The 22,669-nt window shown below is 54.8% G+C and carries 20 protein-coding genes and 4 tRNA genes; all 24 read left to right on the forward strand.

Annotation, left to right across the window (positions count from 1 at the left end):
- Positions 1-155: 155 nt before the first annotated feature.
- Positions 156-1,115, forward strand: a complete 960-nt coding sequence (gene birA / locus CF161_RS16965; RefSeq protein ID WP_020297842.1) for a bifunctional biotin--[acetyl-CoA-carboxylase] ligase/biotin operon repressor BirA — start codon at positions 156-158, stop codon at positions 1,113-1,115.
- Positions 1,105-1,854: a pantothenate kinase gene (locus CF161_RS16970; RefSeq protein WP_020297843.1), complete on the forward strand. Its 750-nt coding sequence runs from the start codon at positions 1,105-1,107 to the stop codon at positions 1,852-1,854. The genes birA and CF161_RS16970 overlap by 11 nt, the downstream gene beginning before the upstream one ends.
- A gap of 7 nt (positions 1,855-1,861) precedes the next feature.
- The gene (locus CF161_RS16975; protein WP_020297844.1) at positions 1,862-2,308 is read left to right on the forward strand and encodes a hypothetical protein; all 447 of its coding nucleotides are present in this window, start codon (positions 1,862-1,864) and stop codon (positions 2,306-2,308) included.
- 142 nt (positions 2,309-2,450) lie between these two features.
- Positions 2,451-2,535 (forward strand) — tRNA-Tyr (locus CF161_RS16980).
- Positions 2,536-2,560: 25 nt separating this feature from the next.
- Positions 2,561-2,634 (forward strand) — tRNA-Gly (locus CF161_RS16985).
- Positions 2,635-2,660: 26 nt separating this feature from the next.
- A tRNA-Thr gene (locus CF161_RS16990) sits at positions 2,661-2,736 on the forward strand.
- An 85-nt stretch (positions 2,737-2,821) separates the two neighbouring features.
- Positions 2,822-4,015, forward strand: a complete 1,194-nt coding sequence (tuf, locus tag CF161_RS16995; RefSeq protein WP_010467251.1) for an elongation factor Tu — start codon at positions 2,822-2,824, stop codon at positions 4,013-4,015.
- Between the two features lie 54 nt (positions 4,016-4,069).
- Positions 4,070-4,145 (forward strand) — tRNA-Trp (locus tag CF161_RS17000).
- A gap of 45 nt (positions 4,146-4,190) precedes the next feature.
- Positions 4,191-4,559: a preprotein translocase subunit SecE gene (gene secE / locus CF161_RS17005; protein ID WP_016968680.1), complete on the forward strand. Its 369-nt coding sequence runs from the start codon at positions 4,191-4,193 to the stop codon at positions 4,557-4,559.
- Positions 4,560-4,568: 9 nt separating this feature from the next.
- Entirely contained in the window at positions 4,569-5,102 is a 534-nt protein-coding gene (gene nusG, locus CF161_RS17010; RefSeq protein WP_003317113.1) for a transcription termination/antitermination protein NusG, read from the forward strand.
- Positions 5,103-5,220: 118 nt separating this feature from the next.
- Positions 5,221-5,652, forward strand: a complete 432-nt coding sequence (gene rplK, locus CF161_RS17015; protein WP_003210097.1) for a 50S ribosomal protein L11 — start codon at positions 5,221-5,223, stop codon at positions 5,650-5,652.
- Positions 5,652-6,347: a 50S ribosomal protein L1 gene (rplA, locus tag CF161_RS17020; protein WP_003176434.1), complete on the forward strand. Its 696-nt coding sequence runs from the start codon at positions 5,652-5,654 to the stop codon at positions 6,345-6,347. The genes rplK and rplA overlap by 1 nt, the downstream gene beginning before the upstream one ends.
- A gap of 199 nt (positions 6,348-6,546) precedes the next feature.
- Positions 6,547-7,047 (forward strand): 50S ribosomal protein L10, encoded by a 501-nt coding sequence (rplJ, locus tag CF161_RS17025; protein WP_020297845.1) that lies wholly within the window; start codon positions 6,547-6,549, stop codon positions 7,045-7,047.
- 79 nt (positions 7,048-7,126) lie between these two features.
- Positions 7,127-7,492, forward strand: a complete 366-nt coding sequence (rplL, locus tag CF161_RS17030) for a 50S ribosomal protein L7/L12 (protein WP_020297846.1) — start codon at positions 7,127-7,129, stop codon at positions 7,490-7,492.
- A gap of 220 nt (positions 7,493-7,712) precedes the next feature.
- A complete protein-coding gene (gene rpoB / locus CF161_RS17035; protein ID WP_020297847.1) occupies positions 7,713-11,786 on the forward strand; it encodes a DNA-directed RNA polymerase subunit beta in 4,074 nt (1,357 codons plus the stop codon).
- A 64-nt stretch (positions 11,787-11,850) separates the two neighbouring features.
- Positions 11,851-16,050, forward strand: coding sequence for a DNA-directed RNA polymerase subunit beta' (gene rpoC / locus CF161_RS17040; protein WP_020297848.1), 4,200 nt, complete (start codon positions 11,851-11,853; stop codon positions 16,048-16,050).
- A 202-nt stretch (positions 16,051-16,252) separates the two neighbouring features.
- Positions 16,253-16,624: a 30S ribosomal protein S12 gene (gene rpsL / locus CF161_RS17045; protein ID WP_002555494.1), complete on the forward strand. Its 372-nt coding sequence runs from the start codon at positions 16,253-16,255 to the stop codon at positions 16,622-16,624.
- Positions 16,625-16,743: 119 nt separating this feature from the next.
- Positions 16,744-17,214, forward strand: coding sequence for a 30S ribosomal protein S7 (gene rpsG, locus CF161_RS17050; RefSeq protein ID WP_002555493.1), 471 nt, complete (start codon positions 16,744-16,746; stop codon positions 17,212-17,214).
- A 30-nt stretch (positions 17,215-17,244) separates the two neighbouring features.
- Positions 17,245-19,347, forward strand: a complete 2,103-nt coding sequence (gene fusA, locus CF161_RS17055) for an elongation factor G (RefSeq protein ID WP_020297849.1) — start codon at positions 17,245-17,247, stop codon at positions 19,345-19,347.
- Positions 19,348-19,377: 30 nt separating this feature from the next.
- Positions 19,378-20,571: an elongation factor Tu gene (gene tuf / locus CF161_RS17060; RefSeq protein ID WP_008145495.1), complete on the forward strand. Its 1,194-nt coding sequence runs from the start codon at positions 19,378-19,380 to the stop codon at positions 20,569-20,571.
- A 151-nt stretch (positions 20,572-20,722) separates the two neighbouring features.
- Positions 20,723-21,034 (forward strand): 30S ribosomal protein S10, encoded by a 312-nt coding sequence (rpsJ, locus tag CF161_RS17065; protein ID WP_003186070.1) that lies wholly within the window; start codon positions 20,723-20,725, stop codon positions 21,032-21,034.
- An 80-nt stretch (positions 21,035-21,114) separates the two neighbouring features.
- Positions 21,115-21,750: a 50S ribosomal protein L3 gene (rplC, locus tag CF161_RS17070; RefSeq protein ID WP_007253310.1), complete on the forward strand. Its 636-nt coding sequence runs from the start codon at positions 21,115-21,117 to the stop codon at positions 21,748-21,750.
- A gap of 12 nt (positions 21,751-21,762) precedes the next feature.
- Entirely contained in the window at positions 21,763-22,365 is a 603-nt protein-coding gene (rplD, locus tag CF161_RS32320; protein ID WP_020297850.1) for a 50S ribosomal protein L4, read from the forward strand.
- Complete coding sequence (gene rplW, locus CF161_RS17080; RefSeq protein WP_002555488.1) at positions 22,362-22,661, forward strand: 50S ribosomal protein L23; 300 nt, start codon at positions 22,362-22,364, stop codon at positions 22,659-22,661. The genes rplD and rplW overlap by 4 nt, the downstream gene beginning before the upstream one ends.
- Positions 22,662-22,669: the final 8 nt, after the last annotated feature.

A 22,669-nucleotide genomic window follows, 5' to 3' on the forward strand; every position in this document is an offset into this window, starting at 1 on the left:
TCAGGGGTTTTGTTTTTGCGCGCGGGAAAGTCAAGCGCCCACAAGTGGGGCTTGTCTTCCGTTACTTGCTTCAAGCGACGTTGCTTGCCGCTGTTTTCTATGCAACTCCCGTATGCATAGCTATCATGCCTGCCTCTTTGTGAGGCGAGACTTGCATGTTGATGTTGTTAGAGCTTCTTAAGGATGGGCGATTTCACTCGGGGCAGGCCCTGGGCGATGCGCTGGGTATCAGTCGTAGTGCCGTATGGAAGCAGCTGCAGCAGATGGAAGCCGAGCTGGGCCTCTCTATCCATAAGGTCAGGGGGCGCGGCTATCAGTTGGCGGCGCCTATAACGTCTCTCAGTTCCGCTGAGATTGGCCGGCAGGCAGCTGTTTGCCCTTGGGGCGTGCTGGTCTACGACTCGATAGACTCGACTAATGCGCAAGCTCTGCGCTTGATTGAGCGTGGGCAGCCTTCGCCGTTCCTAGTGTTGGCCGAGCGCCAGACTGCCGGGCGTGGGCGGAGAGGGCGTAAGTGGGTCAGCCCCTTTGCCGAGAACCTCTATTACAGCCTTGTCCTGCGTATTGAAGGTGGGATGCGTCAGCTAGAAGGGCTCAGTCTGGTCGTTGGCCTGGCGGTGATGCAAACCTTGCGTGAGCTAGGGGTCAGCTCCGCTGGCTTGAAGTGGCCAAACGACGTCTTGGTCGGGCAGAAAAAAATAGCTGGAATTCTATTGGAGCTGGTCGGAGATCCCGCGGATGTCTGTCATGTAGTCCTGGGGGTTGGAATAAATGCGAACATGCGCAGTGCCGACGAGGTTGACCAGGAGTGGACCTCGGTGAGGCTTGAGACCGGCAAGACCGTTGACCGTAATGAGCTGGCGGCCTGCCTGAGTCTCGTGCTCAAGTCCTATCTGGATCGGCATCAGATGTCTGGATTTTCGGCTATCCAGGAAGAATGGGAGCAAAACCACTTATGGCAAGGGCGGCCTGTCTCGCTCATTGCGGGTGTCAACAAGATCGACGGCGTTGTTGCAGGTATTGATCGCCAAGGTGCTTTGCGCTTGATGGTAGATGGTGCCGAGAGGGTTTACAGCGGTGGTGAGCTCAGCCTGAGGTTACGCGATGATTCTTGAGCTCGACTGTGGGAATAGCTTCATCAAGTGGCGTGTGCTGCATGCGGATGCGATCTTGGTTTTTGCCGAAGGCGTGGTCGATTCTGATCAGATGCTTTCAGAGAGTCTGCATGGGCTGTCCGGCCTTGCGCTGACGCATTGCCGATTGGTTAGTGTGCGTAGTGCAGAAGAAACCGCCAAGCTGGTCTCGCTATTGGTCGACGGGTTTTCTGTATCGATATCCTGTGCCGGTTCGGCTCGGGAGATGGCCGGCGTGCGCAATGGTTATGAGGATTTCGAAAAGCTCGGTCTGGATCGCTGGCTGGCCATGTTAGGCGGTTTTCGGTTGGCTAAAGGGGCTTGCCTGGTGCTCGATTTCGGAACGGCTGTGACGGCGGATTTTATTGCCGCTGACGGTGAGCATCTGGGGGGCTTTATTTGTCCGGGAATGCCCTTGATGCGCAACCAGTTGCGAACTCATACCCGGCGAATTCGTTACGATGACCTGTCTGCTGAGCGTGCGCTGGTCAATCTGCTTCCGGGGCGCACAACAGTCGAGGCTGTAGAGCGAGGCTGCTCGCTGATGCTGAGGGGGTTTGTGCTGACCCAATTAGAGCTCGCGCGCAGTTATTGGGGGGATGACTTCGTCGTCTTTCTCACTGGGGGTGATGCTGACCTGGTCTCGGGAATGGTGCCGCAAGGTCGGCTTGTGCCGGATCTTGTTTTTGTCGGGTTGGCCATGGCCTGCCCATTAACCTGAGGTTTTTATGCGTTGGTTGTTCCTGCTGCTCTTGGTTCTCAATGTGTTTTATTACGTCTGGCATCAGCAGGAAGCACCGTTGCGCGCAAAAGAAGTGACATCGCTCAGTTTATACAAGGGCTCGCAGCAGGATATCCGGTTGCTGAGCGAGTCGGCCGACGTTGTCGCTCGACGGGAGAAGAGCAAAGTTGGAGAGCTGGAGGCGGGTTGCCTGTATGTCGGCGGCTTTGCTCGCCGAGACCAGGCTCAGCAGCTCGAACGGAGTTTGATTGGCTTGAGTGTTGAATCTCAATTGCAATTTGTGAATCTGCCGAATGCCAGCGGTTATTGGCTGCGTGTTGCGCCCGAAAGCAGGCATTTGCTGGACGAATTGCAGTTGACGAACCTTGCCAAGGAATTCAATGAGTTAAAACATAAAATAATGCCGTGCGAAGGCATTGCAACTGTCGAATAGTTTGCATAGAATGGCGCCCGCTTCGCAGTGAAGACCTCTTGAGGTTGGAGTCGCGAAGCGAGGTCAACGCAGCTAACCTCAGGTTTTTAATGAGAAAATGCTTGACAGAAGGGCAGCTTAGTATAAAATGCTGCCTCGCTTAGGAGGGGTTCCCGAGCGGCCAAAGGGATCAGACTGTAAATCTGACGTCTACGACTTCGAAGGTTCGAATCCTTCCCCCTCCACCATTTTTAGCGTGAGCTGCAAGCTTACGCGGGTATAGTTTAGTGGTAGAACCTCAGCCTTCCAAGCTGATGATGCGGGTTCGATTCCCGCTACCCGCTCCAAGTTTTCAGGTTGTGCAAAGTGTTTTGCTCTTGTAGCTCAGTTGGTAGAGCACACCCTTGGTAAGGGTGAGGTCAGCGGTTCAAATCCGCTCAAGAGCTCCATAATAACGAGGCAGATATGAAAATATCTGCCTTTGTTTTAATGGCTGGTGTGACTTGTTTAATTCTTCTCCTGAGGGTGATTTCGATGGCTAAGGAAAAGTTCGAACGTAATAAGCCGCACGTCAACGTAGGTACTATCGGTCACGTAGACCACGGTAAAACTACCCTGACTGCTGCTCTGACTCGCGTCTGCTCCGAGGTTTTCGGTTCGGCAAAGGTTGACTTCGACAAGATCGATAGCGCCCCAGAAGAAAAAGCTCGTGGCATCACCATCAATACCGCTCACGTTGAGTATGATTCGGCTGTGCGCCATTACGCGCATGTTGATTGCCCGGGTCACGCTGACTATGTAAAAAACATGATCACCGGTGCTGCGCAGATGGACGGGGCTATCCTGGTCTGCTCGGCTGCTGATGGTCCGATGCCACAAACTCGTGAGCACATCTTGTTGTCTCGCCAGGTTGGCGTTCCGTACATCGTTGTCTTCCTGAACAAGGCTGACATGGTCGATGATGCTGAGCTGCTCGAGTTGGTTGAGATGGAAGTGCGCGATTTGCTGAGCACTTATGATTTCCCGGGTGATGATACGCCTATCATCATCGGTTCGGCTCTCATGGCTTTGAACGGCCAGGACGACAACGAGATGGGCACCACTGCCGTCAAGAAGTTGGTTGAGACGCTCGATACTTATATTCCGCAGCCTGAGCGTGCTATTGATAAGCCGTTCCTGATGCCGATCGAGGATGTGTTCTCGATCTCTGGTCGCGGTACTGTTGTAACTGGTCGTGTTGAACGTGGCATTGTTCGCATTCAGGAAGAGGTTGAGATTGTTGGTCTTCGTGACACGGTCAAAACCACTTGCACGGGTGTTGAAATGTTCCGCAAGCTGCTCGATGAGGGTCGTGCTGGTGAAAACTGCGGCGTTTTGCTGCGTGGTACCAAGCGTGATGATGTCGAGCGTGGTCAGGTCCTGGTGAAGCCGGGTACTGTCAAGCCGCACACCAAGTTCACTGCAGAGGTTTATGTCCTGAGTAAGGAGGAGGGTGGTCGTCACACTCCGTTCTTCAAAGGCTACCGTCCACAGTTCTACTTCCGGACCACTGACGTGACCGGTAACTGCGAGCTGCCGGAAGGTGTTGAGATGGTAATGCCGGGTGACAACATTCAGATGACTGTCACTTTGATCAAAACCATCGCAATGGAAGATGGTTTGCGGTTCGCTATTCGTGAGGGCGGTCGTACCGTCGGCGCGGGTGTTGTGGCTAAAGTCATCGAGTAAGTTGTTGATATATCTTCATCAGGCCGGCATAATGGTCGGCCTGATTTTGTTTTTAGGTCAGTAGCTCAATTGGCAGAGCGACGGTCTCCAAAACCGTAGGTTGGGGGTTCGATTCCCTCCTGACCTGCCAGATTCACTCAGTGTGTCTGGCTTTCTTTTCACAGGATCTTCATAGATGACTCCTAAGGCTGAAGCTCAAGGCTCTCGCTTCGATCTGCTCAAGTGGCTTGTAGTAGTCGCTCTTGTGATCGTTGGCGTTGTTGGCAATCAGTATTACTCTGCTTCGCCGATCCTGTACCGTGTACTTGCTTTGCTTGCTATTGCTGCTGTAGCTGCCTTTGTAGGCCTGCAGACTGCCAAGGGCAAGTCTTTCTTTGTACTGGTTAAGGAAGCTCGCACCGAGATTCGTAAAGTCGTGTGGCCAACCCGCCAAGAAACCACGCAGACCACATTGATTGTTGTGGCTGTTGTTCTGGTTATGGCGTTGCTGTTGTGGGGGCTAGATTCCCTGCTCGGTTGGCTTGTTTCCTTGATTGTTGGCTAAGGGTGTCCCGTGGCTAAGCGTTGGTACGTTGTGCATGCTTACTCGGGTTACGAGAAGCATGTAATGCGCTCGTTGGTAGAGCGCGTAAAGCTGGCTGGCATGGAAGATGGCTTCGGCGAAATTCTGGTTCCCACTGAAGAAGTGGTTGAAATGCGTAATGGCCAGAAGCGCAAAAGCGAGCGTAAATTCTTCCCAGGTTACGTGCTGGTACAGATGGACATGAATGAGGGTACTTGGCACTTGGTCAAGGACACTCCTCGCGTGATGGGCTTTATTGGTGGTACTGCCGACAAGCCTGCGCCGATCACCGACAAGGAAGCGGAAGCTATCCTGCGTCGCGTCGCTGACGGTAGCGACAAGCCCAAGCCTAAAACACTGTTCGAGCCAGGTGAAGTTGTTCGTGTCACCGATGGTCCGTTCGCTGATTTTAATGGCACGGTCGAAGAAGTTAACTACGAAAAGAGTCGCATCCAAGTGGCTGTGCTCATTTTCGGTCGCTCTACCCCGGTAGAGCTAGAGTTCAGTCAGGTCGAAAAGGCATAACTGAACGAGAATCCCATACCCCGCAGCCCCAGGCTGTGGGGTTTTTTCGTCACTGGGATAAACGCGCAAGTAACCGGGGAGCCTTTCCAGGCGTCTGAACCCGTAATTGGAGTGCCTCATGGCCAAGAAGATTACCGCTTACATCAAGCTGCAAGTGAAGGCCGCTCAGGCCAACCCAAGCCCACCCGTCGGTCCAGCTCTGGGTCAGCACGGCGTGAACATCATGGAGTTCTGCAAGGCTTTCAACGCCCGTACTCAGGGTATTGAGCCAGGTCTGCCGACTCCAGTGATCATCACTGTATACAGCGACCGTAGCTTCACCTTCGAAACCAAGTCGACCCCGGCTTCGGTTCTGTTGAAAAAAGCTGCTGGTCTGACTAGCGGTTCCGCTCGTCCTAACACCGTTAAGGTTGGCACCGTGACCCGTGCTCAGCTGGAAGAAATCGCGAAAACCAAAAACGCGGATCTGACTGCAGCTGATATGGATGCAGCCGTGCGTACCATCGCCGGTTCTGCTCGTAGCATGGGCCTTAACGTGGAGGGTGTGTAATGGCTAAGCTGACCAAGCGCCAAAAGGCTATCGCCGGCAAAATCGAAGCGGGCAAGTCCTACAACTTTGTAGACGCTGCTGCTCTGCTGACCGAGCTGTCGACTGTCAAGTTCAGCGAGTCCGTTGACGTTGCTGTAAACCTGGGTGTTGACCCGCGTAAATCCGACCAGGTCGTTCGTAGCGCTACTGTGCTGCCACACGGCACTGGCAAGACCGTTCGCGTTGCTGTGTTCACCCAGGGCCCAGCTGCTGAAGCAGCTTTGGCTGCCGGCGCAGATCGCGTTGGCATGGACGACCTGGCTGCCGAAATGAAAGGCGGCGACCTGAACTATGACGTCGTAATTGCTTCCCCGGATGCAATGCGCGTTGTAGGTCAGTTGGGTCAGATCCTCGGCCCACGTGGCCTGATGCCTAACCCTAAAGTCGGCACCGTAACTCCAGACGTAGCTACCGCGGTTAAAAACGCCAAAGCTGGTCAGGTTCGTTATCGCACCGACAAAAACGGCATCATCCACACTTCCGTTGGCAAAGTCGGTTTCGACGCCGTCAAGCTGAAGGAAAACGTTGAAGCGCTGATCGCTGACCTGAAGCGTATCAAGCCAGCTTCTTCGAAAGGCATCTACGTCAAGCGCGTTACCCTGAGCACCACTATGGGCCCAGGTCTGGTCATCGACCAAGGCTCGCTGGACGTATAAGAACACAAGTTGGTGCAAGCGATTGCGCCAACTGAAAGATTGGGGTCCCTGCCTGGCGGGGGCTATCCAAGACCGTAGGCGACGCAAGTCTTAAACCTCAAGCCTACGCAGATGGTGCTCCCGGTTCCTTACCGAATCAGACACCAAAACGACATCCGGCCTCGGTTGGATGAAACGGTAACAAGCAGGAGTTAAACCCGTGGCAATTAAACTCGAAGACAAGAAGGCCATCGTCGCTGAAGTCAACGAGGCTGCCAAAGCTGCTCTGTCCGCTGTCGTGGCTGATGCCCGTGGTGTGACAGTAGGCGCTATGACCGGACTCCGTAAAGAGGCCCGTGAAGCTGGCGTTTACGTACGCGTTGTACGTAACACCCTGCTCAAGCGCGCTGTTGCTGGCACTCAATATGACGTGCTCAACGACGTGTTCACTGGCCCGACCTTGATCGCATTCTCCAAAGAACATCCGGGCGCTGCTGCTCGTATCTTCAAAGAGTTTGCCAAAGGTCAGGACAAGTTCGAGATCAAGGCAGCTGCGTTCGAGGGCAAGTTCCTCGCAGCTAATCAGATCGACGTACTGGCAAGCCTGCCGACCCGTGACGAAGCAATTTCTCAGCTGATGAGCGTGATTCAAGGCGCAACCAGCAAATTGGCTCGTACTCTGGCGGCTCTTCGCGACCAGAAAGAAGCTGCCGCAGCCTAAGGCTGAGCATCTCCTTTTGCGTTTATTGTTTATTTCGATGGCCGCTTAGGCCGTCACCCCAATACAGGAATTTATAGTCATGTCTCTGACTAACGACCAAATCATCGAAGCAATCGGCGAAAAATCCGTTCTGGAAATCGTTGAGCTGATCAAGGCCATGGAAGAGAAGTTCGGCGTTTCCGCTGCCGCTGCTTCCGCTGGTCCAGCTGCTGTTGCTGCCGTTGTTGAAGAACAAACTGAATTCAACGTCATGCTGCTCGAAGCTGGCGAGAAGAAAGTTAACGTGATCAAGGCTGTACGTGAACTGACCGGTCTGGGCCTGAAAGAAGCCAAGGCTGTAGTTGACGGCGCTCCTGCCCTGGTTCTGGAAGCTGTAGCTAAAGAAGCAGCTGACAAAGCCAAAGCAACTCTGGAAGAAGCAGGCGCTAAAGTCGAGCTGAAGTAAGCATCGACTTTGCGTTTCCAGCCCGAGCGTTAAGCGACAGGCTGATGGCTGGTGGCTCTTGCCACCGGCCTTTTTCCGTTATTGGCAGCCGACTGGGTCGGTGTCTCTAACGAGCTGTAACCACCCTGTGCGGTGGCGCAAACCATGGGGTTTGCACGATTTTCTGGCTGCTCCCGTCGGGAGGGGCCAAACAAGCAGGTGACCAAGCTGGGGAACGCTGATGGCTTACTCATATACTGAGAAAAAACGTATCCGCAAGGACTTTAGCAAGTTGCCGGACGTCATGGATGTGCCGTACCTCCTGGCCATCCAGCTGGATTCGTATCGTGAATTCTTGCAAGCGGGAGCGACTAAAGATCAGTTCCGCGACGTGGGCCTGCATGCGGCCTTCAAATCCGTTTTCCCGATCATCAGCTACTCCGGCAATGCTGCGTTGGAGTATGTCGGTTATCGTCTGGGCGAACCGGCGTTTGATGTCAAAGAATGCGTGTTGCGCGGTGTAACTTACGCCGTACCTTTGCGGGTAAAAGTGCGCCTGATCATTTTCGACAAAGAATCGTCGAACAAAGCGATCAAGGACATCAAAGAGCAAGAAGTCTACATGGGTGAAATCCCCCTGATGACTGAGAACGGTACCTTCGTAATTAACGGTACCGAGCGTGTAATCGTTTCCCAGCTGCACCGTTCCCCTGGCGTTTTCTTCGACCACGACCGTGGCAAGACGCACAGCTCCGGTAAGCTGCTGTACTCGGCGCGGATCATTCCTTACCGCGGTTCGTGGTTGGACTTCGAGTTCGATCCGAAAGATTGCGTATTCGTACGTATCGACCGTCGTCGCAAGCTGCCTGCATCGGTACTGCTGCGCGCGCTGGGCTACACCACAGAAGAAGTGCTGGACGCTTTCTATACCACCAACGTATTCCATGTGAAGGGTGAAAACCTGAGCCTGGAGCTGGTGCCTCAGCGCCTGCGTGGTGAAATTGCCGTCCTCGATATTCTGGATGACAAAGGCAAGGTTATTGTCGAGCAGGGCCGTCGTATCACCGCTCGCCACATCAACCAGCTGGAAAAAGCCGGGATCAAAGAGCTGGAAGTGCCTCTGGACTACGTCCTGGGTCGCACTACCGCCAAGGTCATCGTGCATCCGGCCACCGGCGAAATCCTGGCAGAGTGCAATACCGAGCTGAACACCGAGATCCTGGCAAAAATCGCCAAGTCTCAGGTCGTTCGTATCGAAACTCTGTACACCAACGATATCGACTGCGGTCCGTTCGTCTCCGACACGTTGAAGATCGACTCCACCAGCAACCAACTGGAAGCGCTGGTCGAGATCTATCGCATGATGCGTCCTGGCGAGCCGCCAACCAAAGACGCTGCCGAAACCCTGTTCAACAACCTGTTCTTTAGCCCTGAGCGTTACGACCTGTCTGCGGTCGGCCGGATGAAGTTCAACCGTCGTATCGGTCGTACCGAGATCGAAGGTTCGGGCGTGTTGTGCAAGGAAGACATCGTTGCGGTCCTGAAGACTCTGGTCGACATCCGTAACGGCAAGGGTATCGTCGATGACATCGACCACCTGGGTAACCGTCGTGTTCGCTGCGTAGGCGAAATGGCCGAGAACCAGTTCCGCGTTGGCCTGGTACGTGTTGAGCGTGCGGTCAAAGAGCGTCTGTCGATGGCTGAAAGCGAAGGCCTGATGCCGCAAGACCTGATCAACGCCAAGCCAGTGGCTGCGGCGGTGAAAGAGTTCTTCGGTTCCAGCCAGCTTTCCCAGTTCATGGACCAGAACAACCCGCTGTCCGAGATCACCCACAAGCGCCGTGTTTCTGCACTGGGCCCGGGCGGTCTGACCCGTGAGCGTGCTGGCTTTGAAGTTCGTGACGTACACCCGACTCACTACGGTCGTGTATGCCCGATCGAAACGCCGGAAGGTCCGAACATCGGTCTGATCAACTCCTTGGCAGCCTATGCGCGCACCAACCAGTACGGCTTCCTCGAGAGCCCGTACCGTGTGGTGAAAGACGCTCTGGTTACCGACGAGATCGTGTTCCTGTCCGCCATCGAAGAAGCTGATCACGTGATCGCTCAGGCTTCGGCCACGATGAACGACAAGAAGATGCTGATCGACGAGCTGGTAGCTGTTCGTCACTTGAACGAGTTCACCGTCAAGGCGCCAGAAGACGTCACCTTGATGGACGTATCGCCGAAGCAGGTAGTTTCGGTTGCAGCGTCGCTGATCCCGTTCCTCGAGCACGATGACGCCAACCGTGCGTTGATGGGTTCGAACATGCAGCGTCAAGCTGTACCCACCCTGCGTGCTGATAAGCCGCTGGTCGGTACCGGCATGGAGCGTAACGTAGCTCGTGACTCCGGCGTTTGCGTCGTGGCTCGTCGTGGCGGTGTTATCGATTCCGTTGATGCAAGCCGTATCGTGGTTCGTGTTGCTGATGACGAAGTTGAAACCGGTGAAGCCGGTGTCGACATCTACAACCTGACCAAATACACCCGCTCCAACCAGAACACCTGCATCAACCAGCGTCCGCTGGTGCGTAAAGGTGATCGTGTTCAGCGTAGCGACATCATGGCTGACGGCCCGTCCACCGATATGGGTGAGCTGGCGTTGGGTCAGAACATGCGCATCGCGTTCATGGCCTGGAACGGTTACAACTTCGAAGACTCCATCTGCTTGTCGGAACGAGTTGTTCAGGAAGACCGCTTTACCACGATCCACATTCAGGAACTGACCTGTGTGGCACGTGACACCAAGCTTGGGCCAGAGGAAATCACTGCAGACATCCCTAACGTGGGTGAGGCTGCACTGAACAAGCTGGACGAAGCCGGTATCGTTTACGTAGGTGCTGAAGTTGGCGCGGGCGACATCCTGGTGGGCAAGGTCACTCCGAAAGGCGAGACCCAGCTGACTCCGGAAGAGAAACTGCTGCGTGCAATCTTCGGTGAAAAAGCCAGCGACGTTAAAGACACCTCCCTGCGCGTACCTACCGGTACCAAAGGTACTGTCATCGACGTACAGGTCTTCACTCGTGACGGCGTTGAGCGTGATGCTCGTGCACTGTCGATCGAGAAGAGCCAGCTCGACGAGATCCGCAAGGATCTGAACGAAGAGTTCCGCATCGTTGAAGGCGCTACTTTCGAACGTCTGCGTTCCGCTCTGGTCGGCCATAAAGCCGAAGGCGGCGCCGGTCTGAAGAAAGGTCAGGACATCACCGACGAAGTACTCGACGGTCTTGAGCATGGTCAGTGGTTCAAACTGCGCATGGTTGAAGATGCTCTGAACGAGCAGCTCGAGAAGGCTCAGGCCTATATCGTTGATCGTCGCCGTCTGCTGGACGACAAGTTCGAAGACAAGAAGCGCAAACTGCAGCAGGGCGATGACCTGGCTCCAGGCGTGCTGAAAATCGTCAAGGTTTACCTGGCAATCCGTCGTCGCATCCAACCGGGCGACAAGATGGCCGGTCGTCACGGTAACAAAGGTGTGGTCTCCGTGATCATGCCTGTTGAAGACATGCCGCACGATGCCAATGGCACACCGGTCGACGTCGTTCTCAACCCGTTGGGCGTACCTTCGCGTATGAACGTTGGTCAGATTCTCGAAACCCACCTGGGCCTCGCGGCTAAAGGCTTGGGCGAGAAGATCAATCGCATGATCGAAGAGCAGCGTAAAGTTGCTGAACTGCGCAAGTTCCTGGACGAGATCTACAACCAGATCGGCGGTCGTAACGAAGATCTGGATAGCTTCTCCGACCAGGAAATCCTGGATCTGGCGAAAAACCTGCGCGGCGGCGTACCGATGGCCACTCCGGTGTTCGACGGTGCCAAGGAAATCGAAATCAAGGCCATGCTGAAACTGGCTGACCTGCCAGAAAGCGGCCAGATGCAGCTGACCGACGGCCGTACCGGCAACAAGTTCGAGCGCCCGGTTACTGTTGGCTACATGTACATGCTGAAGCTGAACCACTTGGTAGACGACAAGATGCACGCTCGTTCTACCGGTTCGTACAGCCTGGTTACCCAGCAGCCGCTGGGTGGTAAGGCGCAGTTCGGTGGTCAGCGTTTCGGGGAGATGGAGGTCTGGGCACTGGAAGCATACGGTGCTGCATACACTCTGCAAGAAATGCTCACAGTGAAGTCGGACGATGTGAACGGTCGGACCAAGATGTACAAAAACATCGTGGACGGCGATCACCGTATGGAGCCGGGCATGCCCGAGTCCTTCAACGTGTTGATCAAAGAAATTCGTTCCCTCGGCATCGATATCGATCTGGAAACCGAATAACACGTGACGCGAATCGAGAGCGGGGCTGGATTGCCCGCTCTCTGCTCCGCCAGGAGGAAAGGCCTTGAAAGACCTACTGAATTTGCTGAAAAACCAGGGTCAAGTCGAAGAGTTCGACGCCATCCGTATCGGATTGGCATCGCCTGAGATGATCCGTTCGTGGTCGTTCGGTGAAGTTAAAAAGCCGGAAACCATCAACTACCGTACGTTCAAACCTGAGCGTGACGGCCTGTTCTGCGCCAAGATCTTTGGCCCGGTTAAGGATTACGAGTGCCTGTGCGGTAAGTACAAGCGCCTGAAACACCGTGGTGTAATTTGCGAGAAGTGCGGCGTTGAAGTTGCACTGGCCAAGGTTCGTCGTGAGCGCATGGCGCACATCGAACTGGCTTCTCCGGTTGCCCACATCTGGTTCCTGAAATCGCTGCCGTCCCGTATCGGCTTGTTGATGGACATGACCCTGCGTGATATCGAACGCGTTCTCTACTTCGAGAGCTATGTCGTTATCGATCCAGGCATGACCACCCTTGAAAAAGGTCAGCTGCTGAACGACGAGCAGTACTTCGAAGCGCTGGAAGAGTTCGGTGACGATTTCGATGCCCGCATGGGTGCTGAAGCTGTTCGTGAACTGCTGCACGCTATCGACCTGGAGCACGAGATTGGTCGTCTGCGTGAAGAGATTCCGCAAACCAACTCCGAAACCAAAATCAAGAAGCTGTCCAAGCGTCTGAAGTTGATGGAAGCCTTCCAGGGTTCCGGCAACCTGCCAGAGTGGATGGTGCTGACCGTTCTGCCGGTTCTGCCGCCAGATCTGCGTCCACTGGTCCCGCTGGATGGCGGTCGCTTCGCGACTTCCGACCTCAACGATCTGTATCGTCGAGTGATCAACCGTAACAACCGTTTGAAGCGTCTGCTTGATCTGTCCGCTCCGGACATCATCGTGCGCAACGAAAAACGTATGTTGCAGGAAGCCGTCGACGCATTGCTCGACAACGGTCGTCGTGGCCGCGCTATCACGGGCTCCAACAAGCGTCCTCTGAAATCCCTGGCTGACATGATCAAGGGTAAGCAAGGTCGTTTCCGTCAGAACTTGCTCGGTAAGCGTGTTGACTACTCCGGTCGTTCGGTAATTACCGTAGGTCCGACCCTGCGTCTGCACCAGTGCGGTCTGCCGAAGAAGATGGCCCTCGAGCTGTTCAAGCCGTTCATTTTCGGCAAGCTGGAAATGCGTGGTCTCGCGACCACCATCAAAGCTGCTAAGAAGATGGTCGAGCGTGAGCTGCCAGAGGTTTGGGACGTACTCGCTGAAGTCATCCGCGAACACCCAGTGCTTCTCAACCGTGCACCGACCCTTCACCGTCTGGGTATCCAGGCGTTTGAACCGGTACTGATCGAAGGTAAGGCTATCCAGCTGCACCCGTTGGTCTGTGCTGCGTACAACGCCGACTTCGACGGCGACCAAATGGCCGTGCACGTACCGCTGACACTGGAAGCCCAGTTGGAAGCGCGTGCGTTGATGATGTCGACCAACAACATTCTGTCGCCAGCCAACGGTGAGCCAATCATCGTTCCGTCGCAGGACGTTGTATTGGGTCTGTATTACATGACCCGTGAGGCGATCAACGCCAAGGGCGAAGGTCGTATCTTCGCTGACCTGCAGGAAGTCGACCGCGTATTCCGCGCCGGCGAAGCTGCACTGCACGCCAAGATCAAGGTTCGTATCAACGAAACCGTTAACGATCGTGATGGCGGCAGCGTGAGCGGCACCCGTATTGTCGACACCACTGTCGGCCGTGCGCTGCTGTTCCAGGTTGTGCCTAAAGGTCTGTCCTTCGACGTCGTCAACCTGCCGATGAAGAAAAAGGCGATCTCCAAGCTGATCAACCAGTGCTACCGCGTGGTTGGTCTGAAAGAGACCGTGATCTTCGCTGACCAGTTGATGTACACCGGTTTTGCTTATTCGACCATTTCCGGCGTTTCCATCGGCGTTAACGACTTCGTTATCCCGGATGAAAAAGCCCGCATCATCGGTGCTGCTACCGACGAAGTGAAAGAGATCGAAAGCCAGTACGCCTCCGGCCTGGTAACTCAGGGCGAGAAGTACAACAAAGTGATCGACCTTTGGTCGAAAGCGAACGACGAAGTCTCCAAGGCGATGATGGCCAACCTCTCGAAAGAGAAAGTCATCGACCGCAATGGCGTCGAAGTCGAGCAAGAATCGTTCAACTCGATGTACATGATGGCCGACTCGGGCGCACGGGGTTCTGCTGCGCAGATCCGTCAGCTCGCCGGTATGCGTGGCCTTATGGCCAAGCCGGACGGTTCCATCATTGAAACGCCGATTACTGCGAACTTCCGTGAAGGTTTGAGCGTACTTCAGTACTTCATCTCGACTCACGGTGCTCGTAAAGGTCTGGCGGATACCGCGTTGAAAACTGCGAACTCCGGGTACCTGACTCGTCGTCTGGTAGACGTGGCGCAGGATCTGGTTGTAACCGAGATCGATTGCGGCACCGAGCACGGCCTGTTGATGACTCCGCACATTGAAGGCGGTGACGTTGTAGAGCCACTGGGTGAGCGCGTATTGGGTCGTGTTATTGCCCGTGACGTATTCAAGCCGGGTACCGAGGAAGTTATCGTTCCTGCCGGCACCCTGGTAGATGAGAAGTGGGTCGAGTTCATCGAGCTGAACAGCATCGACGAAGTGATCGTGCGTTCGCCGATCAGCTGCGAAACCCGCTACGGCATTTGCGCCAAGTGCTACGGCCGTGACTTGGCTCGTGGTCACCAGGTGAACATCGGTGAAGCTGTCGGCGTTATCGCTGCTCAGTCGATCGGTGAGCCAGGTACCCAGCTGACAATGCGTACGTTCCACATCGGTGGTGCGGCAAGCCGGACCTCCGCAGCCGACAGCGTTCAGGTGAAGAATGGCGGTACCGTCCGTCTGCACAACCTGAAGCACGTTGAGCGAGTGGACGGTCACCTGGTTGCTGTGTCCCGTTCCGGTGAGCTGGCAATCGCTGATGACTTCGGTCGTGAGCGCGAGCGTTACAAACTGCCGTACGGTGCTGTGATTTCGGTTAAAGAAGGTGACAAGGTCGACGCTGGCGCAATCGTGGCCAAGTGGGATCCGCACACTCACCCAATCGTTACCGAAATGAAAGGTACCGTGACCTACGTGGGCATGGAAGAAGGCATCACGATCAAGCGTCAGACTGACGAATTGACCGGTATGACCAACATTGAAGTACTCGACGCGAAAGATCGTCCAGCTGCCGGTAAGGACATTCGTCCTGCTGTGAAGATGGTCGACGACAACGGCAAGGATCTGTTGCTGCCAGGCACTGACGTTATCGCTCAGTACTTCCTGCCAGCCAACGCCCTGGTCGGTGTAGCGGATGGTGCGAAGATCGCGATCGGTGATGTTATCGCTCGTATCCCGCAAGAAACTTCGAAGACCCGTGACATCACCGGTGGTCTGCCGCGTGTTGCCGACTTGTTCGAAGCTCGTCGTCCGAAAGAAGCGTCGATTCTGGCTGAAGTCAGCGGCACCATCGCGTTCGGTAAAGAGACCAAAGGCAAGCGCCGTCTGGTTATCACCCCGAACGACGGTACCGATCCGTACGAAGAGCTGATTCCAAAGTGGCGTCACCTGAACGTCTTCGAAGGCGAGCAAGTGAACCGCGGCGAAGTTATCTCCGACGGTCCAAGCGATCCACACGACATCCTGCGTCTGCTGGGTGTGAGTGCGCTGGCCAAGTACATCGTTAACGAGATCCAGGACGTTTACCGTCTGCAAGGCGTGAAGATCAACGATAAGCACATCGAGACCATTCTGCGTCAGATGCTGCGTAAGGTTGAGATCGCTGAATCTGGCGATTCCACCTTCATCAAGGGCGACCAGATGGAGTTGACTCACGTACTGGTAGAAAACGAGCGTCTGGCAGGCGACGATAAATTTGTTTCCAAATTTACTCGTGTGCTGCTGGGTATCACCAAGGCGTCGTTGTCCACCGAATCGTTCATCTCGGCGGCCTCTTTCCAAGAGACCACTCGCGTACTGACCGAGGCGGCGGTAACCGGCAAGCGCGACTACCTGCGCGGCCTGAAAGAGAACGTGGTTGTGGGTCGTCTGATCCCAGCCGGTACCGGCCTGGCGTATCACAGCGAGCGTAAGCGTCGCCGTGAAGCCGACAAGCCGCTGCGCGTAAGCGCAAGTGAAGTTGAAGCTGCACTGACCGAAGCGCTGAACTCCAGCGGCAACTGAGGTCTGCAGTAGATTGAGATAGGGCCCTGGCCTTCATCGAGCAACCCGCCAAGGTGTTTTTACCCTGGCGAGTTGAGCGATGAGGTCGGGGCCTTGCCTTGACTGGGGACAAGATCCTCTTTAGACTCTTGTACCCCTAAATTTGGTGGAGCTTGTGCTCTGCCATTTTGTTTATGTCGAAAGACAACAGTGGAGCTAGTAGATGGCAACTATCAACCAGCTGGTACGTCAGCCGCGTAAGCGTATCGTCGAGAAATCCGACGTGCCTGCGCTGCAGAACTGCCCGCAACGTCGTGGCGTGTGCACTCGCGTGTATACCACTACGCCGAAAAAACCTAACTCGGCACTGCGTAAAGTATGCCGTGTGCGTCTGACCAACGGTTTCGAGGTTTCCTCGTACATCGGCGGTGAAGGCCACAACCTGCAAGAGCACAGCGTGGTACTGATCCGCGGCGGTCGTGTAAAAGACTTGCCAGGTGTTCGTTACCACACCGTTCGCGGCTCCCTGGATACCTCCGGCGTTAAAGGTCGTAACCAAGGTCGTTCGAAGTACGGTACCAAGAAGCCTAAGTAGTAGCGGCTTTTTGTAAAAACTGAATCATCTTATTTTCTGAGTCGATAAGAGTAAGGTCGGAGGCGTCCCGAAAGGGCAATGATTCCGAGCGAACCTGAAGACCGTTTGAGGGCTTATCCATGCCAAGAAGACGCGTAGCAGCCAAGCGCGAAGTGCTTGACGATCCAAAATACGGAAGCCAAATTCTGGCCAAGTTCATGAACCACGTAATGGAAAGCGGCAAGAAAGCCGTTGCCGAGCGTATCGTTTATGGCGCGCTGGAAAAGGTTAAAGAACGCAAGAACAGCGACCCCCTGGAAATCTTCGAGAAAGCTCTCGACGCCATCGCTCCGCTGGTCGAAGTGAAGTCGCGCCGTGTAGGCGGTGCTACTTACCAGGTTCCGGTCGAAGTTCGTCCGTCCCGTCGTAACGCCCTGGCAATGCGCTGGTTGGTAGACTTCGCCCGTAAGCGCGGCGAGAAGTCTATGGCTCTGCGTTTGGCTGGCGAACTGTTGGATGCTGCTGAAGGTAAAGGTGCTGCTGTTAAGAAGCGTGAAGACGTGCACCGTATGGCCGAAGCTAACAAAGCTTTCTCGCACTACCGCTTCTAATTTCAGCGTCACTAATTTTGCGAGGGCTTTATGGCTCGTACTACTCCGATTAACCGCTACCGTAACATTGGTATCGTTGCTCACGTGGATGCTGGTAAAACCACCACTACCGAGCGCGTCCTTTTTTACACTGGCGTAAACCACAAGATGGGCGAGGTGCATGACGGCGCCGCGACCACCGACTGGATGGTGCAGGAGCAGGAGCGTGGTATTACCATTACTTCTGCTGCAATCACCACCTTCTGGCAGGGTTCTGCCAAGCAGTTCGACAAATATCGTTTCAACGTAATCGATACCCCGGGCCACGTAGACTTCACTATTGAAGTTGAGCGTTCCCTGCGCGTACTCGACGGCGCGGTAGTTGTGTTCTGCGGTACCTCGGGTGTTGAGCCTCAGTCGGAAACCGTATGGCGTCAAGCCAACAAGTACGGCGTTCCACGTCTTGTTTACGTAAACAAGATGGACCGTGCTGGTGCCAACTTCCTGCGTGTAGTTGCTCAGATCAAACAGCGTCTGGGTCACACTCCGGTGCCTATCCAGTTGGCTATCGGTTCCGAAGACAACTTCCGTGGTCAGATCGATCTGATGAGCATGGAAGCGGTTTACTGGGACGATGCTGACAAAGGCATGGTGCCACGTCGCGAAGCTATTCCTGCAGATATGCTGGAGCTGGCTGAAGAGTGGCGCAGCAACATGGTTGAGGCTGCTGCCGAAGCCAACGAAGACCTGATGAACAAGTACCTCGAGGGTGAAGAGCTCACCGTCGAAGAAATCAAGGCTGCTCTGCGTCAGCGTACTATCGCTGGCGAAATCGTCTTGGCTGTTTGCGGTTCTTCCTTCAAGAACAAGGGTGTTCCCCTGGTTCTCGACGCCGTTATCGACTACCTGCCTGCACCAGTCGACATTCCTGCCATCAAGGGTACTGACCCGGATGACGAGACTATCGAGCTGGAGCGTCATGCAGACGACAGCGAGCCGTTCTCGGCTCTGGCGTTCAAGATCGCTACTGACCCATTCGTGGGTACTTTGACCTTCGTTCGAGTTTACTCGGGCGTGTTGAGCTCCGGCGACGGCGTTATCAACTCGGTTAAAGGCAAGAAAGAGCGCGTGGGTCGTATGGTGCAGATGCACGCAAACGCCCGTGAAGAAATCAAGGAAGTGCGCGCTGGTGACATCGCGGCCTTGATCGGCATGAAGGACGTCACCACTGGTGAAACCTTGTGCACCGCTGACAAGCCAATCATCCTGGTTCGCATGGACTTCCCGGAGCCGGTTATTTCGGTTGCCGTTGAGCCTAAGACCAAGGATGACCAGGAAAAAATGGGTATCGCTCTGGGCAAACTTGCTCAGGAAGATCCATCTTTCCGCGTCAAAACTGATGAAGAGACTGGTCAAACGATCATCTCCGGCATGGGCGAGCTGCACCTGGACATCCTGGTTGACCGGATGCGCCGTGAGTTCAACGTCGAAGCCAACATCGGTAAGCCTCAGGTTTCCTATCGTGAGCGCATCACGAAGAGCTGTGAAATCGAAGGTAAGTTCGTTCGTCAGTCCGGCGGTCGTGGCCAGTTCGGTCATTGCTGGATTCGTTTTGCTCCTGCTGACGAAGGTCAGGAAGGTCTGCAATTCCTGAACGAAGTTGTTGGTGGTGTGGTTCCTAAGGAATACATCCCGGCGATCCAGAAGGGTATCGAAGAGCAGATGAAGAACGGCGTTGTTGCCGGCTATCCGCTGATCGGCCTGAAGGCTACCGTGTTCGATGGTTCTTACCATGACGTCGACTCCAACGAGATGGCGTTTAAGGTTGCTGCTTCCATGGCTACCAAGCAATTGGCTACCAAAGGTGGTGGTGAGCTGCTTGAGCCGATCATGGCGGTAGAGGTTGTTACGCCTGAAGACTATATGGGTGATGTGATGGGCGACCTTAACCGTCGTCGTGGCATGATCCAGGGTATGGAAGACACGGTATCCGGCAAGGTTATTCGCGCCGAGGTTCCGCTGGGTGAGATGTTCGGTTATGCGACCGACGTCCGTTCCATGTCCCAGGGTCGCGCAAGCTACTCTATGGAATTCAAAAAATACGATACAGCTCCGGCGCACATCGTCGAAACTGTCACCAAAAAACAAGGCTGATTCAGTCCTTTAGGCAAGGAGTTAATTGTCGTGGCTAAAGAAAAATTTGACCGTACCCTCCCGCACGTCAACGTTGGCACCATTGGTCACGTTGACCACGGTAAAACCACGCTGACCGCTGCTCTGACTCGCGTCTGCTCCGAAGTTTTCGGCTCGGCTGTTGTTGCTTTCGACAAGATCGACAGCGCTCCAGAAGAGAAGGCTCGTGGTATCACCATCAACACCGCGCACGTTGAATACAACTCGCTGATCCGTCACTACGCTCACGTTGACTGCCCAGGTCACGCTGACTATGTGAAGAACATGATCACCGGTGCTGCTCAGATGGACGGCGCTATCCTGGTTTGCTCGGCCGCTGATGGTCCGATGCCACAAACCCGTGAGCACATCCTGCTGTCCCGTCAGGTTGGCGTTCCGTACATCGTTGTCTTCCTGAACAAGGCTGACATGGTTGACGACGCTGAGCTGCTGGAGCTGGTTGAGATGGAAGTGCGCGATCTGCTGAGCACTTACGACTTCCCAGGTGACGACACTCCGATCATCATCGGTTCTGCTCTGATGGCCCTGAACGGCCAAGACGACAACGAAATGGGCACCACTGCCGTTCGTAAACTGGTTGAGACTCTGGACAGCTACATTCCAGATCCAGTTCGTGTTATCGACAAGCCGTTCCTGATGCCAATCGAAGACGTATTCTCGATCTCCGGTCGCGGTACTGTTGTAACTGGTCGTATCGAGCGCGGTATCGTCAAGGTTCAAGATCCACTGGAAATCGTTGGTCTGCGTGACACTACTGTCACCACCTGCACCGGTGTTGAAATGTTCCGTAAGCTGCTCGACGAAGGTCGTGCTGGCGAGAACTGCGGCGTGCTGCTGCGCGGCACCAAGCGTGACGACGTAGAGCGTGGCCAGGTTCTGGTCAAGCCAGGTTCGGTTAAGCCGCACACTACCTTCGAAGCTGAAGTGTACGTGCTGAGCAAAGAAGAAGGCGGTCGTCACACTCCGTTCTTCAAAGGCTACCGTCCACAGTTCTACTTCCGGACCACTGACGTGACCGGTAACTGCGAACTGCCGGAAGGCGTTGAAATGGTAATGCCAGGCGACAACATCAAAATGGTTGTCACCCTGATCAAAACCATCGCAATGGAAGATGGTCTGCGTTTCGCTATTCGTGAAGGCGGTCGTACCGTCGGCGCTGGCGTCGTAGCCAAAATCATCGCCTAAGCGTTGATTGATTAAAAAGCCCCCGCTAGCGGTCTCCGCTGGCGGGGGTTTTTTATTGGGTTGACACTCTGTTGGCCCGTCTATAGAATTGCGCCTCCTTTTAACGGGCGTATTGCGCTCGGTGGGAATAGCAGCCGGAGTCTGAAATCCAATGCAAAATCAGCAAATCCGTATCAGGTTGAAGGCTTTTGACCATCGCCTGATCGACCAATCCACCCAGGAAATCGTGGAAACCGCGAAACGTACTGGTGCTCAAGTGCGTGGTCCAATTCCACTGCCTACCCGTAAAGAGCGGTTCACCGTTCTGGTCTCCCCGCACGTCAACAAAGACGCGCGTGACCAGTACGAGATCCGTACTCATAAGCGCGTTCTGGACATCGTCCAGCCAACGGATAAAACCGTTGATGCTCTTATGAAGCTTGATCTTGCGGCCGGTGTGGAAGTGCAGATCAGCCTCGGCTAAGACTCGGTCTTAGTCGTGTAACGCTCTGAAATGGGCGGCCATAGCGGGTGAAAGCCCCGTACACTCATGAGGTTTACAACATGACTATTGGTGTAGTCGGTCGTAAATGCGGTATGACCCGTATTTTCACCGAAGAAGGTGTCTCCATTCCGGTCACGGTCATTGAGATCGAGCCGAATCGCGTCACCCAGTTCAAAACTGAAGAGACCGATGGCTATCGTGCAGTGCAAGTCACTGTAGGCGAGCGTCGTGCTTCGCGTGTTACAGCTGCTCAAGCTGGCCACTTCGCCAAGGCGAACGTTGCCGCTGGTCGTACCGTAATGGAATTCCGCCTTGAAGAAGGCGACTACCAGGCCGGCGATCTGATCAACGCTGAAATCTTCGCTGCTGGTCAACTGGTTGATGTAACCGGTCAGTCCAAAGGTAAAGGCTTCCAGGGTACGATCAAGCGTTGGAACTTCCGTGGGCAAGATAATACCCACGGTAACTCCGTGTCCCACCGCGTTCCAGGCTCTATCGGCCAGTGCCAGACTCCTGGTCGTGTATTCAAGGGCAAGAAAATGTCCGGTCATATGGGCGCTGAGCGCGTGACCGTGCAGTCCCTTGAAGTAGTGCGCGTGGACGCTGAACGCAATCTGTTGTTGGTCAAGGGCGCTGTTCCTGGCGCTACTGGCGGCAACTTGGTTGTACGTCCAGCAGCCAAGGCTCGCGGTTAAGGGGAAGCTGACATGCAATTAAATGTAAATGACGCTCAAGCGATCGAAGTTTCCGAACTGACATTTGGCGGCGAATTCAACGAGACGCTGGTTCACCAAGCAGTCGTGGCCTACATGGCCGGCGGCCGTCAAGGTAGCAAGCAGCAAAAGACCCGTTCCGACGTTCGTGGTGGCGGTAAGCGCCCATGGCGTCAGAAAGGTACTGGCCGTGCTCGTGCCGGTACTATCCGTAGCCCAATCTGGCGTGGCGGCGGTACCACTTTCGCAGCTCGTCCACAGGATCACACTCAGAAGCTCAACAAGAAGATGTACCGCGCAGCACTGCGCTCCATCCTTGCTGAACTCGTGCGTACTGATCGTCTGGTTGTGGTTCAGGACTTCGCTGTTGATGCACCGAAGACCAAAGATCTGCTGAACAAACTGACCGGCATGGGCCTGACTGACGTCTTGATCGTGTCTGAAGTAGTTGATCAGAACCTGTACCTGGCTGCTCGTAACCTGCCACACGTTGATGTTCGTGACGTGCAAGGTTCCGATCCAGTTAGTCTGATCGCATACGACAAGGTGTTGATCACCGTGTCGGCCGTGAAGAAATTCGAGGAGCTGCTGGGATGAACCAGGAACGCGTATTTAAAGTTCTGCTTGGCCCGCACGTTTCCGAGAAGGCTACGGTTCTGGCTGACAAGAAAGGCCAGTTCGTTTTCAAGGTTGCAACTGACGCAACCAAGCTGGAAATCAAGAAGGCCGTCGAAAGCCTGTTCAGCGTGAAAGTAGAGCGTGTTACTACCCTGAACGTTCTGGGTAAGAGCAAGCGCACTGCTCGCGGTCTGGGCAAGCGTAATGACTGGAAGAAGGCAGTTATCTCCCTTCAGCCAGGCCAAGATCTCGATTTCAGCAGCAGTGCTGAGTAAGGAAGGGG

Source organism: Pseudomonas sp. CF161 (assembly GCF_000416215.1).
Lineage (GTDB): Bacteria > Pseudomonadota > Gammaproteobacteria > Pseudomonadales > Pseudomonadaceae > Aquipseudomonas.

Coding starts and splice junctions, on each gene's coding strand:
- birA (WP_020297842.1), top strand. CDS start 156: ATGTTGATGTTGTTAGAGCTTCTTAAGGATGGGCGATTTCACTCGGGG.
- CF161_RS16970 (WP_020297843.1), top strand. CDS start 1,105: ATGATTCTTGAGCTCGACTGTGGGAATAGCTTCATCAAGTGGCGTGTG.
- CF161_RS16975 (WP_020297844.1), top strand. CDS start 1,862: ATGCGTTGGTTGTTCCTGCTGCTCTTGGTTCTCAATGTGTTTTATTAC.
- tuf (WP_010467251.1), top strand. CDS start 2,822: ATGGCTAAGGAAAAGTTCGAACGTAATAAGCCGCACGTCAACGTAGGT.
- secE (WP_016968680.1), top strand. CDS start 4,191: ATGACTCCTAAGGCTGAAGCTCAAGGCTCTCGCTTCGATCTGCTCAAG.
- rplK (WP_003210097.1), top strand. CDS start 5,221: ATGGCCAAGAAGATTACCGCTTACATCAAGCTGCAAGTGAAGGCCGCT.
- rplA (WP_003176434.1), top strand. CDS start 5,652: ATGGCTAAGCTGACCAAGCGCCAAAAGGCTATCGCCGGCAAAATCGAA.
- rplL (WP_020297846.1), top strand. CDS start 7,127: ATGTCTCTGACTAACGACCAAATCATCGAAGCAATCGGCGAAAAATCC.
- rpoB (WP_020297847.1), top strand. CDS start 7,713: ATGGCTTACTCATATACTGAGAAAAAACGTATCCGCAAGGACTTTAGC.
- rpsL (WP_002555494.1), top strand. CDS start 16,253: ATGGCAACTATCAACCAGCTGGTACGTCAGCCGCGTAAGCGTATCGTC.
- rpsG (WP_002555493.1), top strand. CDS start 16,744: ATGCCAAGAAGACGCGTAGCAGCCAAGCGCGAAGTGCTTGACGATCCA.
- fusA (WP_020297849.1), top strand. CDS start 17,245: ATGGCTCGTACTACTCCGATTAACCGCTACCGTAACATTGGTATCGTT.
- rpsJ (WP_003186070.1), top strand. CDS start 20,723: ATGCAAAATCAGCAAATCCGTATCAGGTTGAAGGCTTTTGACCATCGC.
- rplC (WP_007253310.1), top strand. CDS start 21,115: ATGACTATTGGTGTAGTCGGTCGTAAATGCGGTATGACCCGTATTTTC.
- rplD (WP_020297850.1), top strand. CDS start 21,763: ATGCAATTAAATGTAAATGACGCTCAAGCGATCGAAGTTTCCGAACTG.
- rplW (WP_002555488.1), top strand. CDS start 22,362: ATGAACCAGGAACGCGTATTTAAAGTTCTGCTTGGCCCGCACGTTTCC.